Origin of the sequence: Pontibacter flavimaris, from assembly GCF_001907195.1 — a bacterium.
Taxonomy (GTDB): domain Bacteria; phylum Bacteroidota; class Bacteroidia; order Cytophagales; family Hymenobacteraceae; genus Pontibacter; species Pontibacter flavimaris.
In genome coordinates this window covers 525,079-542,727 of the sequence record NZ_LVWA01000003.1, presented here as the reverse complement: position 1 = coordinate 542,727, position 17,649 = coordinate 525,079, and the positions used below count along the sequence as shown (strand labels likewise).

Sequence of the window (17,649 nt, the reverse complement as noted above, 5' to 3'; positions counted from 1 at the left end):
AGCTAAAAATAAGTACCTTTGCCCCTTAAAGTATACCGGAGCGCATGATTTCCATAAACAACCTGAACTTTCATTTCGGCAGCCGCATCATGTATGAGGATGCCAGCCTGCATATAAAACCAAAGGATAAGATCGGACTGATCGGCCTGAACGGCACCGGCAAGTCCACGCTGCTGCGCCTGATCGTGGGCGAGTTTAAACCTGACAGCGGCAGCATACAGATGAGCAAGGAGACGACCATCGGTTTCCTGAACCAGGATCTGCTGAGCTACGAAACGCATGAGAGCATCCTGTCGGTGGCGATGCAGGCCTTTGGCGAGGCGCTGCACCTGCAGGCGGAGATAGACAAGGTGCTGGTGGAGTTTGAGAACAACTTCCATGACGACCTGGTGGACCGGCTGGCCACGCTGCAGGAGCGCTTTGAGGCATTGGGCGGCTATACGATGCAGGCCGAGGCCGAGGCCATTCTGGAAGGGCTCGGCTTTACCACCGAAGAGCTGCAGCAGCCGCTGAAGTCTTTCTCCGGCGGCTGGCGCATGCGCGTGATGCTGGCCAAGATCCTGCTCCAGAAGCCCTCGCTGCTCCTTCTCGATGAGCCTACCAACCACCTGGATTTGCCCTCCATCAAATGGCTGGAGTCTTACCTGGAGCGGTACGAGGGGGCCGTGGTGATCGTGTCGCATGATCGCGAGTTCCTGGACCGCACCGCCAACATGACCGTGGAGGTATCAGGCGCGAAGCTGAACGTGTACGCCGGTAACTACAGCTTTTATGTGGAGGAGAAGGAGCTGCGCAACGAGATACAGAAAGGCGCCTTTGAGAACCAGCAGGCGCAGATCAGGCAGGCGGAGCGTTTTATTGAGCGCTTTAAGGCCAAGGCCACCAAAGCCAAGCAGGCACAGAGCCGCCAGAAGATGCTGGACCGTATGGAACGCATTGATGAAGTGGCGCCTGACGCTGCCAGGGTGAACTTCAGCTTTAAGTTTAACACCCAGCCGGGCCGGCACATCCTGCGCCTCGAGCACATGAGCAAGGCCTACGGCGACAAAGTGATCTTCCGGGACACGAACGTGCACATTGAGCGCGGCGACAAGATAGCCCTCGTGGGTGCCAACGGAAAGGGTAAATCCACGCTGCTGCGCATTATTGCCGGCACCGAGCCGATAAAGGGCAAGCGGGAGCTGGGACATAACGTGATCCTGTCGTTCTACGCCCAGCACCAACTGGAGTCGCTCAACGTGGAGAACGACATGCTGACCGAGCTGCAGCAGGCCGGCTCTAAGAAAACCGAGATGGAGCTTCGTACCCTCCTGGGCTCGTTCCTGTTCACGGGCGATGAGGTTTTCAAGAAGATCAAGGTGCTGTCGGGAGGGGAGAAGAGCCGTGTGGCGCTGGCCAAGACACTTATCTCCGAGGCCAACTTCCTGATGCTCGACGAGCCCACCAACCACCTGGACATGCAGTCGGTGAACATCCTGATCCAGGCGCTGGAACAGTATGAGGGCACGTTTGCGGTGATTTCCCACGACCGTTATTTCGTGGAGAACGTGGCTACCAAGATCTGGTACATCGAGGATTTCCAGCTGAAGGAGTACCCCGGCACCTACCACGAGTATGAGGCCTGGCAGGAGAAGCGCGAGAAGGAGGCCAAAAAAGAAGCTGCCAGCGCCCCGGCTTTGGTGAAGCAGGAAAAGCAAACCCGTGAGAAAAGCGAGTTCTCCCAACTCTCGAACCAGCTGAAGCAGGTGAACAGGCAGGTAAGCCAGGTGGAAAAAGAGGTGCAGCAACTGGAGGAGCAACTGGCCGCACAGGAAAAGCACCTGGCTGATCCGCAGGTTTACAGTGATGCGGATAAGCTGCAGCTAGCCACCAAAGAATTTGATGATATCAAACTGAAATTGGACAAAAAGCAAGAAGAGTGGGAGCGGCTGATGCTGGAAGCAGAGGAAATTGAGTCGAAAATGGAGAGCTAGTTTCTACGGAAAGGCTTTTAGAGGCGGCCCCTGAGGTGATATTCACAGCAGGGGCCGCCTTATTTAATATAAGTATATTGCTAAACCAATATTAACAAATTGTTAAATCATTGTAACCTTTCTGCTATTTCTTAATATAAGTATATTATATATAATGTTTTAAAGATGAAATCAGCAGCATATGAACCAAGAGATACCCGTTTTACCATACAGCCTCATCAAGACCGAGGAATTAAAAGACAAAGGAGGCCTGAGCCTCCATTTTAAGGGAAAAAAGCTTCTGCACTGGCTCTACCGGGCCGCCGCCATCCTGGTGGTGCTGAACATCATAGCGGTTTCCTGCAAATACCTGACCGACCACCCCAACGCCTGGGGCATCATCCCACAGTTCGAGCTGGACAACGAGCGAAACATCCCCACGTACTTCTCATCCTTTATCCTGCTGCTGTCATCGTTTTTGCTCTTTACCATCGCTTTTATGAAGCAGCGGCAACGAGACAAGTATACCTGGCACTGGCGCCTGCTGGCATTCGTGTTTCTGTACATGAGCGTGGATGAGTCGGCGGGGATCCATGAGATGCTCATTTACCCGCTCCGCGACAACTTCAACATGGGCGGCATCTTTTATTTCTCCTGGGTAATAGCAGGAGGACTGCTGGTGCTAGGTCTGGGCATCTACTACCTGCGCTTCCTGTTCTCGCTGGAGGCGAGGCTACGAAAGGGGCTCATACTTGCCGGAACGGTGTATGTAGGTGGCGCTTTAGGTGTAGAACTGTTTGGTGGCTATTACGCAGATACTTATGGGCTCGATAACCTTGGCTATGCGATGATCACGACAGTGGAGGAAACCCTGGAGATAGCTGGTGTTCTGCTCCTGATGTCGACGCTCTACAGCTACCTGGAGCAGCAGCTTGCCTTCCTGCGGCTCAACCTGCGCCGCGCTGAGCCGGAGGTAGAACTGACGGATATCTTACCGCAACTGAAAGCAGTGCCGCAGGAGGAAAGGCTGAATTAAGTCCTGCAGCTTTAGCTCAAAACCTTAGGCAAAGTATGAATGCCTACAGGCTGCTTGCCCAACGTATGATGCATACCTTGGGCAAGTATAAAACCTACATTTCTACACTTGCATATACCACCACGCTTAGCGGGGGCAGTTTTATACTTGTGCCAGTGGCGATCTGATCCGGCATTTCTTTGGCCCCCTCTTTTTGCTGCATCCACTGCTCATCCTTTGAATGGAGCACCAGTTTATACTTTGGCTCCGGCGTAGGCCATTCATACTTTAGTTCTTGTTCCGAGAGGTTGAAGAGGCACAGCAGTTGCTGCTCACGATCCATACTTTGCCGCAAAAGTATAAATCCCTGCTCCCCCAGTGCCGCTGCCTGCACACGCTCCTTATCAATGTTTCGAAGGGCGGGCATTTCCTTCCGCATACTTATTAAATGCTGATACCACTTTAGCAGTAAGTTGTGTTTGCTTTTTTCCCGCTTCTGCCACTGCAGTTTCGAGCTTTCAAAGGTATGGGCATCCTGCGGGTTGGGTGGCTCACCCTCCCATTTAAAGCCGGCAAACTCCCTTTTGCGGCCCTCCTGCACTGCCTTTATCAATTTCTTGTCAGAGTGGCTGACAAAGTATAAAAACGGGTTGTCCTCGCCGTACTCCTCGCCCATGAACAGCATCGGGATGTAGGGCGAAAGCAGGAGGGCGGCAGCCGAGAGCTTCAGGCGTTCAAAGTTAACCAGCACGCTCATGCGTTCACCGTGCACGCGGTTGCCTACCTGGTCGTGGTTCTGGGTGAAGGCGATGAAGGTGTCGCCCGGCAAGTGGGCGGAGGAGGCGCCGAAAGTTTTCTTCCGGAACTTCACGTACTCGCCGCTGTGCACAAAGCCGTCGGTATAGGCCTTTACCAACTGCGCCATCTGCCCGAAATCCTCGTACAGGCTTTGCCCTTTTTTATCGAGCAGCACATACAGCGCATGGTGGAAATCATCCAGCCACTGGGCATTGAACCCGTAGCCGCCCGTTTCGGCTGGCTGTACCACGCGCGGGCTGTTCAGGTCGCTCTCCCCAACCAGGTGAAATGGGCGGCCGCTTTCCTGCGTTGCCTGTGCAATTTTATGGCTCATCAACTCCCAGAAGGAGGTGGCGCTCTGGTCGAACATGGTATGGATGGCGTCGAGCCGGAGGCCGTCGATGTGGAAGTGCCGCAGCCAGTACACCGGGTTCTCCGAAAAGAAGGCGCGCACGCCGTCGGAGTAGGCCCCATCGAAATTAATGGCCGCTCCCCAGGGTGTTTTATACTTGCCGGTAAAGTATGGGCCGAACTTTCCGAGGTAGTTTCCTTCCGGGCCCAGGTGATTGTACACCACATCCAGCAGCACCGCGATCCCTTTGGCGTGGCAGGCATCCACCAGTTTCTTCAGCCCCTCCGGCCCACCGTAGGAGTGCTGCACGGCAAACGGAAACACGCCGTCGTAGCCCCAGTTGCGGCCACCCGGGAACTGCGCCACCGGCATGAGCTCCAGCGCGTTTATTCCTGTTTCCCGCAGCTCCTCCAGCCGCGGAATAATGGCCTCAAAGGTACCCTCCGGTGTAAAAGTGCCCACGTGCAGCTCATAGAGGACCATCTCCTGCAGCGGCAGGTTCTTCCAGTGGGCGTCTGTCCAGGTGAAGGAAGTATGGTCCACCACTTCGGAGGGGCCGTGCACGCCCTCTGGTTGGGAAAAGGAGGCCGGATCGGGAAAGTCGCCCTCGTTATCGGAGTTGAAATAGTAGCGGGTGCCGTGTGCCACGTCTTCCACCTCGGCGGTAAAGTAGCCCCAGGCATCCTGCTGCATCCTTATAGTGCGCTCCCTGGGGTGCACCAGGTGCAGCATCATGTGCTGCTTCTCGGGTGCCCAGACGTGAAAGCGGCACCGACCATGGCCCAAATACAGGGCTCCAGCTGTCTCCATCAGTTACGATTTCTAAAGTATGAAATGACAAGCAACCGCTACTCCAACGCCACCAGCATGCCCTCATCGCCGTAAAGGCTGATGTTGCCCTCTACGTGCAGGCCTTCGCGCTCCGGGTCGGTGGATAGCACGATCCTGCCTTTGAAGTTCTGATGCTCTTGCCGCAGGGTACAGGGTTTGTGGCTCAGGTTCAGCACCACCAGGAACTTTTTGCCCGCGCTTTTGCGAATGTAGGCTACCAGCGGGCCGCTGGTTATCACCGGCGCATAATCGCCCACGCAAAGGGCGGGCTCCTGCTGGCGCAGCTGTACCAGGCGGCGGTAATAGGAGAGCATGGAATAGGCATCATCCTGCTGGGCCTCCACGTTGATGCGCTTGTAGTTATCGGCCATCGGCAGCCACGGCTCCCCATCCGTAAAGCCGGCATTCTTACTGTCATCCCACTGCATGGGCGTGCGGGCAGGGTCGCGGCTCAGGTCTTTATCGGGCATGTTGAGCCCCTGGGGGTCCTGTATCTTATCCGGCGGAATGGGCACGTCGCGCATGCCCAGTTCGTCCCCATAGTATAAAGTAGGTGTACCGCGCAGGCTGAGCAGCAGCATGGCGGCCACCTTTGCCTGCGCCTGCCCGATGCGGCTGGTGATGCGGGGCTGGTCGTGGTTGCCGATCACCCAGTTGGGCCAGCCGCCCTCCGGCAGGGCGCCTTCGTACTCGTCGATGTGGGAGCTGATGCTGCGGGCGTCCCAGGCCATGGTTATGAGCGTGAAGTTAAAGGGAAGGTGCGTGCCGTTGTTCTCGTGGCCATAGTAGCTCACGAGCCGGTGCACGGGCAGGTAAATCTCGCCGATCAGTACGCGCTCTTGGTAGGCATCGGTTACATCGCGCATCTTGGCTACAATCTGGTGCACCTCGGGCTGGTCGGTGGAGAAGGCGGGGATCAGCTGCTCATACGTGGCCTGGTGCGCCTTGTAATCCGGGTTGACGGGGTTGTCGCGCAGGTTCTTGTCTTTGATCATGTGCCACATCACATCCACCCGGAACCCATCCACGCCCTTGTCCAGCCAGAACCGCATGGCGTCGAACATGGCCTCCTGCACCTCGGGGTTTCGCCAGTTCAGGTCGGGCTGCTCCTTCAGGAAGGCGTGGTAATAGTACTGTTGCGTCTGCTCGTCCCATTCCCAGGCGCTGCCGCCAAACACGCTGAGCCAGTTGTTGGGCTCCGAGCCGTCTTCCTTGGCATCGTGCCAGAGGTACCAGTCGCGCTTGGGGTTATCGCGGGAGGAGCGGGACTCCAGGAACCAGGGGTGCTCGCTGGAAGTATGGTTCGGCACCAGGTCAAGTATAAGCTTCATGTCGCGCCGGTGTACTTCCTCCAGCAGCCTGTCAAAATCGTCCATGGTGCCGAACAGCGGGTGGATGCCCGTGTAATCCGAGATGTCGTACCCGAAATCTGCCATGGGCGAGGGGAAGATAGGCGACACCCAAACAGCGGTAATGCCCAGCCACTTGAGGTAATCCAGCCGGCTGATGATGCCGCGCAGGTCGCCCACGCCATCATCGTTCGAGTCCTGGAAGGAGCGGGGGTATATCTGGTAAATTATGCCTGACTGCCACCAAAGGTATTTTTGATCCTGCTTCATAGTTCTGTGATTATTGCGCACTCGCTGTTTTAGTATGGTATCTACGCAGCATGGCTCCTGAGGATATGTTAGCGGGCGTGGGGTTAGGGCTACCTGAAGTATGACTCCAGCTTTGGTTTCCAGGCGAAGTATAAAGTAGGATAGTTTTTCACTGAATAGTTAAATACAGCTGGCTTGCTAAAAATATTTTATATGGATTATCCAAGCATGAAGCGGTTTAGGTAGCAGGAACAGCGGAAGTTAATTGTACTTTGTATTATCCTGTATAAATATTTAATAATACTTATTTCGATTGATTAAAAACTCTATATATTTGCATTATAATATTTAATGCCGGCTTGGGCGTTGGGGCAGGGAAGGAGCCAAGATTAGACTGAGAACAAACAACTAAATACATAAACCAACAAAATCACCTTTTATGAAAACACTTTTACCAAAACTTCTTCTGTTCGTCTTTGCAGTGGCCTTCTTCTCTTCCTGCCAGCAGTCCTACTGCCCGGCCTATGCCAGCCATAAAGACAAGCCTCTGTACAAGCCCACTTTCCTGAAGGACCACCAGGCGGCGCGCAGATAAAGGAGTGATTTGCTCCTGGCGACTTGGGGAGTTGCCAGCGGGAACTAACACACAAAGCCATGCCTTCCGGGCATGGCTTTTCTTTTTGAGGGGTATTTAAGAGTGTTTAAAGTATAAAACCGGGCTTATTTATACTTTGCCCGCCGGTGCCAATCGGAAAAGCAGCTCAGGAGCACTTGCCGGCAACTATGGCGGGCGTTATACTTTGTTGGCGCTGCATGGGTGGCATGAGTAGATACGACCCAAGAGTATGGCTAAAGTATGGCGGGTGATTGCTGGTTGCAGGGGCGGCCCGTTGGGTGGGGCCGGGCAAAGTTTGCCGCAAACCATCCTATATGGCAGATGGATGCGTATATAAAAGTATAGGAATAGAGCAGGAGCAGACGTAGGGGCATAAAAAAATCAGGCCCGTAAGTATGAACCTACGGGCCTGTTTTGGTAGTAGCGGGGAGCAGAATCGAACTGCCGACCTCAGGGTTATGAATCCTGCGCTCTAACCATCTGAGCTACCCCGCCGAATTGTGGTGCAAATATAACCGGTTCGATTTTAAATAAGCAAGCATCCCTCCGGAAAAAAAATATTTTATTTTATAAATATATAGTAATTGGAGAATTAATGCTATACTTACTCAGACACTTACCATATCCTTATGACGAAAGACACGAAGCTGAAATTTGTGCGCGAGTACCCGATCAATGCCTCTGCCAAACTGCTATACCCATACCTGAGCACGCCGGGCGGCCTTTCGCAGTGGTTCTGCGACGACGCAAGGGTGGATGAGGACAACGTGTTCAACTTTATCTGGGACGGACGAAACCACTACGCCGAGCTGACCGGTCACCGCACCAACAAGTCCGTGCGCTTCCTGTTCCTTACTGACGATAAAAAGCATAGCCCCGACGCACCTTACATTGACTTTCACATCGAGAGCAGCGAGCTGACGCAGGAGCAGTTCCTCAAAATAGTGGATTACTCCAATGGGGACAGCGAGGAAGAGCTGGAGGAACTGTGGGATCACCTGCTGCAAAATCTGCGGGAATTAGTAGGAGGGTAGCGCGTTTGCTGGACTAAAGCGTATCTTTGCACGGTAATTGCTGGCTAAAGTATGGTTTAGCGGCATGCCGTACGTGCTGCCGCCCTTTATTTGCGCATGAAGAAACTTGATAAGCTAATACTTAGGGAATTTTTCGGCCCCTTTCTGTTAACCTTTGCTGTGGTGGAGTTTATCCTGCTCACCCAGTACATGCTGAAGTACCTCGACGAGCTGGTGGGTAAGGACCTGGGCGCAGAGGTGTTCGGCGAGCTCCTGTTCTACTTTAGCATCAACATGGCGCCGGTGGCCCTGCCGCTGGCTGTGCTGCTGTCCTCGCTCATGACCTTCGGATCCCTGGGGGAGCACCATGAACTGACCGCCATCAAAACCTCCGGCATTGCCCTTACCCGCATCCTGCGCCCTGTGCTGCTTGTGGTGGGGCTGATCACGGTGGGCGCCTTCTTCTTTAACAACTACATTGTACCCAAGGCCAACCTGAAGGCCTATAGCCTCTTATGGGACATCCGCCAGAAAAAACCCGCCATGAACTTTAAGGAGGGGGCTTTCTATAACGGCATTCCGGGCTATAGTATAAAGGTGAATGAGAAGATGAACGACGGGCAGACGCTGCGCGACGTGATGATCTACGATCATACCAAAGGGGGCACCAACACTACCGTTATACTGGCCGACTCCGGGGAGATGTACATGGATTTCAACGACACCTACCTGGTGCTCGAGCTCTTCCGCGGCAACACCTACGTGGACCAAAGCTCCTCCTCGTACCGCAACTCCAACGAGCAGTTTGTGCGGCAGGAGTTCGACAAGAGCAAGCTGATGCTCAGCATGGCCTCCTTCAACTTCGACCGTACCCGTGAGGAGCTTTTCTCGGACAACAAGATGATGAAGAACATCGGCGAGCTGAGCGTGGTGACCGACTCCCTGCGCCGCCACAGCCAGCGGGAGCAGCAACTGTATGCCCCCAACGTGGACCCTTTTTACATGTACTTCAAGGCGGACACGGGGCAAGTGAAGAACGGCCTGCGCATGTTGGACAAGAAGGTGGCGCGCGAGCTGCCCGAGTTAACGCCTGAAATAAGGGTGATGGCGACCAACAAGGCCCGCAACATCAAGAGCTTTACCGCCAGCTATGTGGAGCGCGTGCGCAATACCGTGCGGGAGGCTAACAACTATGAGGTGGAGATCTGGCGCAAGTATACGCAATCGGCCTCCATCATCATCATGTTCCTGATCGGCGCTCCGCTGGGGGCCATTATTAAGAAGGGCGGTCTGGGCGTTCCGGTGGTGATCTCCATCGTTTTCTTCATCAGCATGTACGTCATGTCCATACTGGGCGAGAAGTGGGCGCGGGAGGGCATGGTGTCGGTGGGAGCGGGCATGTGGGCGGCTAATTTAATCCTTTTGCCGGTCGGCCTTTTCTTCCTCTACCAGGCCCGCAACGACTCCAGCCTGCTCGAGCTGGACTTCTGGCGCAAGCTCATGGCGCGCCTCCGTCGGAATAAACTGTAAAACCACTATATAAAGATTCGGTAAAAGTTTTTTTTGTAAAAGTAAATTATATACCTTTGTGGCTTGTATAGCAAGCTAAGCAAGATAAAAACAGATTGATATTTTTACGATGAGATTAACCACTGAAGCGAAACAAGAGATTTTCGAAAAGCACGGTTTCAACAAGTCAAAATCTGATACAGGTTCTCCTGAGGCTCAGATAGCGCTGTTCACGACACGTATCGCGGACCTGACCGAGCACCTGAAAACGCACAAGAAGGACTTTAGCACACGTCTGGGCCTTCTGAAACTGGTAGGTAAGAGAAGAAGACTTCTCAACTACCTCCAGAAAAATGATATTGAAAGATACAGAGCTATCATTAGCGAGCTGGGTATCCGTAAGTAAGCTTATTGAGATTAGGGAATTCCTAAAGGGATTCCCTAATCTTTTTAGTAGTATCCTTCCCCCTTCCTTCCTCTGAATTGCCAGTACCGACAGTGTCGCAAAGGGTGGCGCTGTCTTTTTGATGATAACGATAATTGAAGATGTCCTACAACGCAATTAATAAAACTATTTTTCTTCCGGATGGCCGGGAGATAACAATTGAAACTGGTAAGCTGGCCAAGCAGGCCGATGGCTCTGTGGTAGTGAAAATGGGTAATACCATGCTGCTGGCAGCCGTTGTTTCAAACAAAGAAGCCCGTGAAGGGGTTGACTTCCTGCCACTGTCTGTGGATTACCAGGAGAAATTCGCCTCTTCAGGTAAAATTCCTGGGGGCTTTTTGAGAAGAGAAGCCAGGCTTTCTGACTATGAAGTACTCGTTTCGCGTCTGGTAGACCGCGTGCTGCGCCCGCTGTTCCCGGATGATTACCATGCCGAAACACAAATGACCATAAACCTGATCTCTGCTGACACAGAGGTAATGCCGGATGCGCTGGCCGCTCTGGCTGCTTCTGCTGCCCTGGCAGTATCAGACATTCCTTTCAACGGCCCCATCTCCGAAGTGCGCGTAGCCCGCATCGATGGTCAGCTGGTGATCAACCCACGCGTGAGCGACCTGCAGCGTGCCGACATCGACATGATGATAGGTGCGACAATGGACAGCGTGGTGATGGTAGAGGGGGAGATGAACGAGGTTTCCGAGGCAGAGATGCTGGAGGCCATCCAATTCGCCCATGAAGCCATCAAGACCCACTGCCAGGCCCAGCTGGAGCTTGCCGAGATGGTTGGCAAGACGGTGAAGCGCGAGTATGTGCACGAAACGCACAGCGAGGAGCTTCGCAAGAAAGTATGGGAAGCCACTTACGACAAGGCCTATGCCGTTGCCAGACGTGGCAGCGCCAACAAGCAGGAGCGCTCAGAAGGCTTTAAAGCGGTGCGCGATGAGTTCATAGCGTCTCTTGGCGAGGACCACGGCTACGACGAGAACCTGATCAAAGTATACTACCACGATGTGGAGAAAGAGGCGGTTCGCAACATGATCCTGGACGAGCGCGTGCGCCTGGACGGCCGTCAGCTGGATGAGATACGCCAGATATGGTCAGAGGTGAACTACCTGCCAGCCACCCACGGCTCCGCTGTCTTTACCCGCGGCGAAACCCAGTCTCTGACAACGGTTACGCTAGGCACCAAGCTGGACGAGCAGATGATCGACAGCGCCATGGTATCCGGCACGAACAAATTCCTGCTGCACTACAACTTCCCGGCCTTCTCTACCGGTGAGGTAAAGCCAAACAGAGGCCCGGGCCGCCGCGAGATCGGTCATGGTAACCTGGCCCTGCGCGCCCTGAAGAAAGTGCTTCCGCCGGAGGCTGAGAACCCCTACACGATTCGTATCGTTTCCGATATCCTGGAGTCGAACGGCTCCTCTTCCATGGCTACGGTTTGTGCCGGTAGCCTGGCCCTGATGGATGCCGGTGTGCCTGTGAAAGGCGCGGTTTCCGGTATCGCCATGGGACTGATCACGGATACAAAAACAGGCAAATTCGCCGTGTTATCCGACATTCTGGGGGATGAAGACCACTTGGGTGACATGGACTTTAAAGTAGCCGGTACGAAAAACGGTATTACTGCCTGCCAGATGGACATCAAGATTCAGGGGCTTTCCCATGAGGTGATGACACAGGCGCTGCAGCAAGCAAACGCCGGCCGTCTGCACATCCTCAACGAGATGTCGAAGACGCTTTCCGCACCAAATCCGGACTACAAGCCGCATACTCCTCGCTCATTCAACATTGTGATCGACAAGGAGTTTATCGGTGCCGTGATCGGGCCAGGCGGTAAGGTGATCCAGCAGATCCAGAAGGACACAGGCGCCACGATCATCATCGAGGAGAAGAACGAGAGAGGCCACGTGAATATCTTCGCCACCGACCAGGAGTCTATGAACTCTGCCATCGGGCGAATCCGCGCCATTACCGCGCAGCCTGAGATCGGGGAGGTGTACATTGGCAAGGTGAAGTCTATCCAGCCGTACGGCGCCTTTGTAGAGTTCATGGCGGGCAAGGACGGCCTGCTGCACATCTCTGAGATCAAGCACGAGCGCCTGGAGGCCATGGAAGGCGTACTGGAGATCGGCGAGGAAGTAAAGGTGAAGCTCATCGACGTAGACAAGAAAACAGGTAAGTTCAAGCTTTCCCGCAAGGCGCTTCTGCCCAAGCCGGGCGCTGCGGACAACCAATAACACCTGACAAGGTATAACTCTTGGTGCCTGGCTGTAGTGGCTCACAGGGCACCAAGAGTTTTATTTTTGGGCGCCACAGGACTGCATCTTGATTTTATTCTGAAGATGTCAGAACTTTGCGCGATTTTCTGATGTTACTTCACCGGGCCAAAACCATAGTTTTCACAATTTTTGAATAAGATATACTCTGATGAGACAACTCAAGATAAGCAAACAGATAACGAACCGCGAGAGCCAGTCACTGGATAAATACCTTCAGGAGATTGGCAAAGTTGATTTGCTTACTCCGGACGAAGAGGTGTCGCTGGCACAGAGAATTAAAGAAGGAGATCAGTTTGCACTTGAGAAATTAACAAAAGCCAACCTGCGTTTTGTCGTGTCCGTGGCCAAGCAGTATCAGAACCAGGGCCTTTCGTTGGGCGACCTGATTAACGAGGGCAACCTCGGTTTGATTAAAGCAGCCAAGCGATTTGACGAAACAAGAGGGTTTAAGTTTATTTCATATGCCGTTTGGTGGATCCGTCAGTCCATTCTGCAGGCACTGGCAGAGCAGTCGCGCATTGTGCGTTTGCCGCTCAACCGTGTCGGTTCACTCAATAAAATCTCTAAATCATTCTCAGAGCTTGAGCAAAAGTTCGAGCGGGAGCCATCGCCCGAGGAAATTGCCGAAGTGCTGGAACTGACTACCGCTGAGGTGGTAGACACCCTGAAGATATCCGGTCGCCACGTATCGGTGGATGCACCTTTCGTGCAGGGAGAGGAGAACCGTTTGCTGGACGTGCTCGAGAACGAAGACGAGGAGTCTCCGGACATGGGCCTGATGAACGACTCGCTCCGTAAGGAAGTGCAGCGCGCCCTTTCCACGCTGACCAAGCGCGAGGCTGATGTGATCACCTTATACTTTGGGCTGAACGGAGAGCACTCCCTAACCTTGGAGGAAATAGGAGAGAAGTTTAACCTGACGCGCGAGCGCGTGCGACAGATCAAAGAGAAAGCCATCCGCAGGCTCCGCCATACTTCCAGAAGCAAAGCACTGAAGCCATACTTAGGCTAATCGCAGAGCAACAACTACCAAGCCCGGGCCAGCAGCCCGGGCTTTTTGTATTGTATACCGCGGCTTTTGCCAGAGCAAATGCAGGCAAAGGCACAGAAATTTTGTATACTTGCAACCAAATTTCTTTCAGACCCTGAAACAGTAATGGAAATAGAAAAAGTAAAGTGCCTTATCATCGGATCCGGGCCTGCTGGCTACACAGCGGCAATTTATGCCTCCCGGGCCGGTCTTAACCCTGTGCTCTACCAAGGCCTGCAGCCCGGCGGCCAGCTCACCATCACCAACGATGTGGAGAACTACCCCGGCTACCCCGACGGGGTAATCGGGCCGCAGATGATGGAGGATTTTAAAAAGCAGGCGGAGCGTTTCGGCACCGATGTGCGCTATGGCATTGCTACTGCCGTGGATTTTTCCTCGCAGCCGCACAAGGTGATCATCGACGACCAGAAGACGATAGAGGCAGACGCGGTGATCATCTCTACGGGTGCCTCCGCCAAATGGCTGGGCATGGAGTCGGAGTCGAGGCTGAATGGCAACGGCGTTTCTGCCTGCGCTGTGTGCGACGGTTTCTTCTACCGTGGTCAGGATGTCGCCATTGTAGGGGCAGGAGACACGGCGGCAGAGGAGGCCACTTACCTTTCCAACCTTTGCAGCAAAGTATACATGATCGTGCGTCGCGACGAGATGCGCGCCTCCACCATCATGCAGGAGCGCGTGATGAACACGAAGAACATCGAGGTGCTGTGGAACACGGTGACAGATGAGGTCCTGGGGGAGCAGACCGTGGAGGCCGTGCGCGTGAAGAATGCCCTTACCGGGGAGCTGCGCGAGATCCCGGTGAAAGGGTTCTTCGTGGCGATCGGACATGAGCCCAACTCAGCTATTTTCGCTGATTACCTGAACCTGGACGAGAACGGCTATATTCGCACGATCCCGGGAACCAGCAAAACCAACATCGATGGCGTTTTCGCCTGCGGCGATGTGCAGGACTATACGTACCGCCAGGCCGTTACGGCCGCCGGCTCGGGCTGTATGGCAGCCCTGGATGCGGAGCGGTACCTGGCTGCCAAGGGGATGCACTAATCTCATGATGCATTAGCACGCTTGTGGCGGATTTAAAGTATAAATCAGGCCTGAAGGTGTATTACAATAAAATGGCTGTGCTGCAGTTTTATTTAGCGAAAGACGTGCTGCGGGAAGGCAGCACAGCCAACCTCTTGATGCAAATGTCAAAGAACAAAGCCCCCTTAACTTTTGTACTGTTTTGTTTCTGCCTGCTGTGCAGCGCCTCAGGCGCCATGGGCCAGAGCAAGGTGAAAGACCTGTTTAAGGTAAAGACACCCAAGATACAGTATGTACGCCCGGATACGACGATCCTGATCAAGTATGAGGATTTCCCGGATGATGACTCTGACGCCGACCAGTCCATCTACTTCAACCCCAAGAAAGAGCTCTCCATTGTAAGCGAGGACACTTCGGAGCTTGACCTGGGGGAGCAGCACATTGTGGAGATGTCGGAAGAGGTGTTGGTGGATTCTACCTGGATCCGGATTGCCGGCTACTATGCGATTTGGGACACGCGCAACATCAACCCATACCGCATGGACAGCCGCCAGCTGAAGGATACAGTGGACATCCAGCTTTATGACCCGGAGAATAACCGGGAGTATAAGATGCCCCTGGAGAAAACCCCGATCACGAGCAGGTTCGGGCCCCGCAGCGGCCGCTGGCACTATGGTACGGACATCGACCTGGATACCGGCGACTCCATTTACGCGGCCTTCGATGGTGTGGTGCGGATCAACAAGTGGGACGGCGGTGGCTACGGCAATTACATCGTGTTGCGCCACTACAACGGCCTGGAAACGCTCTACGGCCACATGAGCAGGACCATCTCCAAAACAGGCGACTATGTGAAGGCAGGCGAGGTGATAGGATTGGGCGGAAGCACGGGCCGCAGCTCCGGGCCGCACCTGCACTATGAAGTGCGCTACCAGGGCAACCCGCTGGACCCGGAGAACATCTATGATTTCCCGGATTACCTATTGAAGGGCGAAAGCTACCAGATCACCTCCGCCGTGTTCAACTACGCCAACCGCGCCAAGAGCAGTAGCAGCAGCGGCCGCCGGGCGGCGTACCACAAAGTGCGGGGCGGTGATACGCTCTCCGGCATAGCCAAGCGGTATGGCGTGTCCGTCAGCCAGTTAACCCGACTAAATGGGATTAGTACACGTACTACCCTGCGTGTAGGGAGATCCCTGCGCATAAGATAAACATAGTATCACATGAAATTAGACATACTTGCTTTTGCCTCGCACCCCGACGACATTGAGCTGGGCTGCGCCGGTACGCTGATAGCCCACATAGCAGCTGGCCGAAAGGTAGGGATAGTGGACCTGACGGTGGGAGAGTTGGGCACGCGCGGTACACCGGAAACGCGGCTAAAGGAAGGGGAGGATGCCGCCCGGATTATGGGCGTGAGCGTGCGCGAGAACCTTGGCTTTGCCGATGGCTTCTTCCGCAACGACCGCGAGCACCAGCTAAAGGTGATGGAGATGCTGCGCAAGTATAAACCGGAGATCGTGATCGCCAACGCCATCCACGACCGCCACCCGGACCATGGCCGGGGTGCAGAGCTCGTGTCGGAATCCTGCTTTAAAGCCGGCCTCAGAATGATCGAGACGCAGGATACGGATGGGGCGGTGCAGGAGGCCTGGCGCCCGAAAGCTGTTTACCACTACATCCAGGACCGCCTGATCAGCCCGGACTTTGTAGTGGACGTAACGCCGTACTGGGAGAAGAAAATGGAGGCCGTCCGCGCCTTCAGGTCCCAGTTCCATAACCCCGACGACTCATCCCCGAACACGTACATCTCCTCGCCGGAGTTTCTGGAGTTCATTACCGCAAGGGCAAAAGAACTGGGCCATGCTATTGGGGCAACCTACGGGGAGGGTTTCACCAAGGAGCGCCATCTGGGTGTAAGGAATATGTTTGACCTTCTTTAGAAGTATGGCGTTGCGCGCCGGCATAACAAAACACATCATTTTTAAAGTATAAAGGGGAGAGTTGTAGTTCAAAGCTGCGGTTCTCCCCTTTATACTTTATGGGCTGTGCGATGAACAAATGCGCCCCCTGACTGGTTTGGTTTTAATCAGAACACGACGACTATTTCGCTATGAAAAATAAAACTATACTGCTGGCCAACCGCCCTACGGGGATGCCTGCTCAGGAAAATTTCAGGTTTGAGGAGCACCAGGTGCCGGAACTACAGGAAGGGCAGGTGCTGCTCAAGTCGCTGTACGTATCTGTGGACCCGTACATGCGCGGCCGCATGAGCGACGCGGAATCCTATGTAGCGCCCTATGCGGTCGGCGAGCCGGTTACGGGCGGCGTGGTGGCGGAGGTTGTACAAAGCCGGAACGAAGGGCTTCCGAAAGGAACCGTGGTGCTCGGGAACCTGCCGTGGCAGCAGTATAGCATCCACAGCGGTAAAGGCCTGAGCACCATCAACCCGGATATTACCCCCTTAAGTTATCATTTAGGCATTTTAGGAATGCCGGGCCTCACCGCGTATTTTGGCCTGCTCTATATCGGTGAGCCGAAGCCGGGCGAGACGGTGGTCGTGTCGGGAGCGGCGGGCGCTGTGGGAACAGTGGTAGGTCAGATCGCCAAGCTGAAAGGCTGCCGGGTGGTGGGTGTGGCCGGATCGGATGAGAAAGTCGCCTACCTGAAGGAGGAGCTGGGCTTTGATGAAGCCATCAACTACAAAAGCACCGGTAACATGAACCAGGCCATGGCAGCGGCCTGTCCGGATGGCGTGGATGTATACTTTGATAATGTGGGCGGCGAGATCTCGGACGCGGTTTACCTGGCATTGAATAAATTTGCTCGGATTGCCATCTGCGGCCAAATTGCCTACTATAACCATACTTCGGTGCCCAGCGGCATGCGCGTGGAGCCTATCCTGTTGAAGAAAAGCGCCCTGATGAAAGGCTTTATCGTGAGTGACTATGCCAAAGACTTTGACCGGGCTGCCAAGGACCTGGCGGGATGGGTGCAGGAGGGCAAGCTTCAGTACCAGGAGACCATCACGGAGGGCTTCGACAATATTCCGAAGGCGTTCCTGGGGCTCTTTACCGGGCAGAACACGGGCAAGCAATTGGTGAAAGTGGCTGAGCGGGAAGTATAACCGGCAGTGGCCAGAGGCAAAGTATGGTTGCGCCGCG

General features: G+C 54.4%; 14 protein-coding genes and 1 tRNA gene. 12 read left to right on the top strand and 3 right to left on the bottom strand.

Annotated elements, in window-relative coordinates:
- Positions 1-44: 44 nt before the first annotated feature.
- Positions 45-1,973 carry a ribosomal protection-like ABC-F family protein gene (gene abc-f, locus A3841_RS04605; RefSeq protein WP_073851117.1) on the top strand — a complete coding sequence of 643 codons (1,929 nt, stop codon included), beginning with the start codon at positions 45-47 and terminating at the stop codon, positions 1,971-1,973.
- Positions 1,974-2,154: 181 nt separating this feature from the next.
- A complete protein-coding gene (locus tag A3841_RS04600; RefSeq protein WP_073851116.1) occupies positions 2,155-2,988 on the top strand; it encodes a hypothetical protein in 834 nt (277 codons plus the stop codon).
- A 94-nt stretch (positions 2,989-3,082) separates the two neighbouring features.
- Here the strand turns inward: A3841_RS04600 and treZ are convergent, their stop codons facing one another.
- Together treZ and A3841_RS04590 are read right to left on the bottom strand one after the other, a co-directional pair.
- Positions 3,083-4,927, bottom strand: a complete 1,845-nt coding sequence (treZ, locus tag A3841_RS04595; RefSeq protein ID WP_073851115.1) for a malto-oligosyltrehalose trehalohydrolase — start codon at positions 4,925-4,927, stop codon at positions 3,083-3,085.
- A 38-nt stretch (positions 4,928-4,965) separates the two neighbouring features.
- Entirely contained in the window at positions 4,966-6,567 is a 1,602-nt protein-coding gene (locus tag A3841_RS04590) for an alpha-amylase family glycosyl hydrolase (protein ID WP_073851114.1), read from the bottom strand.
- Positions 6,568-6,985: 418 nt separating this feature from the next.
- Here A3841_RS04590 and A3841_RS20205 point away from each other — a divergent pair, with 418 nt between their 5' ends.
- Positions 6,986-7,141 carry a hypothetical protein gene (locus tag A3841_RS20205; RefSeq protein WP_170866143.1) on the top strand — a complete coding sequence of 52 codons (156 nt, stop codon included), beginning with the start codon at positions 6,986-6,988 and terminating at the stop codon, positions 7,139-7,141.
- Between the two features lie 442 nt (positions 7,142-7,583).
- Here the strand turns inward: A3841_RS20205 and A3841_RS04585 are convergent.
- A tRNA-Met gene (locus tag A3841_RS04585) sits at positions 7,584-7,657 on the bottom strand.
- 134 nt (positions 7,658-7,791) lie between these two features.
- Here A3841_RS04585 and A3841_RS04580 point away from each other — a divergent pair.
- The 9 genes from A3841_RS04580 to A3841_RS04540 all read left to right on the top strand — a co-directional run bounded on the left by A3841_RS04580 (position 7,792) and on the right by A3841_RS04540 (position 17,612).
- Positions 7,792-8,196 carry an START-like domain-containing protein gene (locus A3841_RS04580; RefSeq protein ID WP_073851113.1) on the top strand — a complete coding sequence of 135 codons (405 nt, stop codon included), beginning with the start codon at positions 7,792-7,794 and terminating at the stop codon, positions 8,194-8,196.
- A gap of 96 nt (positions 8,197-8,292) precedes the next feature.
- Entirely contained in the window at positions 8,293-9,705 is a 1,413-nt protein-coding gene (locus A3841_RS04575; RefSeq protein WP_073851112.1) for an LptF/LptG family permease, read from the top strand.
- A 109-nt stretch (positions 9,706-9,814) separates the two neighbouring features.
- A complete protein-coding gene (gene rpsO, locus A3841_RS04570) occupies positions 9,815-10,090 on the top strand; it encodes a 30S ribosomal protein S15 (protein ID WP_073851111.1) in 276 nt (91 codons plus the stop codon).
- A gap of 140 nt (positions 10,091-10,230) precedes the next feature.
- Entirely contained in the window at positions 10,231-12,369 is a 2,139-nt protein-coding gene (pnp, locus tag A3841_RS04565) for a polyribonucleotide nucleotidyltransferase (RefSeq protein WP_073851110.1), read from the top strand.
- Positions 12,370-12,559: 190 nt separating this feature from the next.
- Positions 12,560-13,423, top strand: coding sequence for a sigma-70 family RNA polymerase sigma factor (locus A3841_RS04560; protein WP_025605096.1), 864 nt, complete (start codon positions 12,560-12,562; stop codon positions 13,421-13,423).
- Between the two features lie 144 nt (positions 13,424-13,567).
- A complete protein-coding gene (gene trxB / locus A3841_RS04555) occupies positions 13,568-14,506 on the top strand; it encodes a thioredoxin-disulfide reductase (protein WP_073851222.1) in 939 nt (312 codons plus the stop codon).
- A 23-nt stretch (positions 14,507-14,529) separates the two neighbouring features.
- The gene (locus A3841_RS04550; RefSeq protein ID WP_235861293.1) at positions 14,530-15,696 is read left to right on the top strand and encodes a M23 family metallopeptidase; all 1,167 of its coding nucleotides are present in this window, start codon (positions 14,530-14,532) and stop codon (positions 15,694-15,696) included.
- Positions 15,697-15,708: 12 nt separating this feature from the next.
- The gene (gene bshB1 / locus A3841_RS04545; protein WP_073851109.1) at positions 15,709-16,428 is read left to right on the top strand and encodes a bacillithiol biosynthesis deacetylase BshB1; all 720 of its coding nucleotides are present in this window, start codon (positions 15,709-15,711) and stop codon (positions 16,426-16,428) included.
- Positions 16,429-16,598: 170 nt separating this feature from the next.
- The gene (locus A3841_RS04540) at positions 16,599-17,612 is read left to right on the top strand and encodes an NADP-dependent oxidoreductase (protein WP_073851108.1); all 1,014 of its coding nucleotides are present in this window, start codon (positions 16,599-16,601) and stop codon (positions 17,610-17,612) included.
- The last annotated feature ends 37 nt before the right edge of the window (positions 17,613-17,649 follow it).

Bases quoted from the DNA above. Each gene is read 5' to 3' on its own strand.
- abc-f (WP_073851117.1), top strand. From the start codon at position 45: ATGATTTCCATAAACAACCTGAACTTTCATTTCGGCAGCCGCATCATG.
- A3841_RS04600 (WP_073851116.1), top strand. From the start codon at position 2,155: ATGAACCAAGAGATACCCGTTTTACCATACAGCCTCATCAAGACCGAG.
- treZ (WP_073851115.1), bottom strand. From the start codon at position 4,927: ATGGAGACAGCTGGAGCCCTGTATTTGGGCCATGGTCGGTGCCGCTTT.
- A3841_RS04590 (WP_073851114.1), bottom strand. From the start codon at position 6,567: ATGAAGCAGGATCAAAAATACCTTTGGTGGCAGTCAGGCATAATTTAC.
- A3841_RS20205 (WP_170866143.1), top strand. From the start codon at position 6,986: ATGAAAACACTTTTACCAAAACTTCTTCTGTTCGTCTTTGCAGTGGCC.
- A3841_RS04580 (WP_073851113.1), top strand. From the start codon at position 7,792: ATGACGAAAGACACGAAGCTGAAATTTGTGCGCGAGTACCCGATCAAT.
- A3841_RS04575 (WP_073851112.1), top strand. From the start codon at position 8,293: ATGAAGAAACTTGATAAGCTAATACTTAGGGAATTTTTCGGCCCCTTT.
- rpsO (WP_073851111.1), top strand. From the start codon at position 9,815: ATGAGATTAACCACTGAAGCGAAACAAGAGATTTTCGAAAAGCACGGT.
- pnp (WP_073851110.1), top strand. From the start codon at position 10,231: ATGTCCTACAACGCAATTAATAAAACTATTTTTCTTCCGGATGGCCGG.
- A3841_RS04560 (WP_025605096.1), top strand. From the start codon at position 12,560: ATGAGACAACTCAAGATAAGCAAACAGATAACGAACCGCGAGAGCCAG.
- trxB (WP_073851222.1), top strand. From the start codon at position 13,568: ATGGAAATAGAAAAAGTAAAGTGCCTTATCATCGGATCCGGGCCTGCT.
- bshB1 (WP_073851109.1), top strand. From the start codon at position 15,709: ATGAAATTAGACATACTTGCTTTTGCCTCGCACCCCGACGACATTGAG.
- A3841_RS04540 (WP_073851108.1), top strand. From the start codon at position 16,599: ATGAAAAATAAAACTATACTGCTGGCCAACCGCCCTACGGGGATGCCT.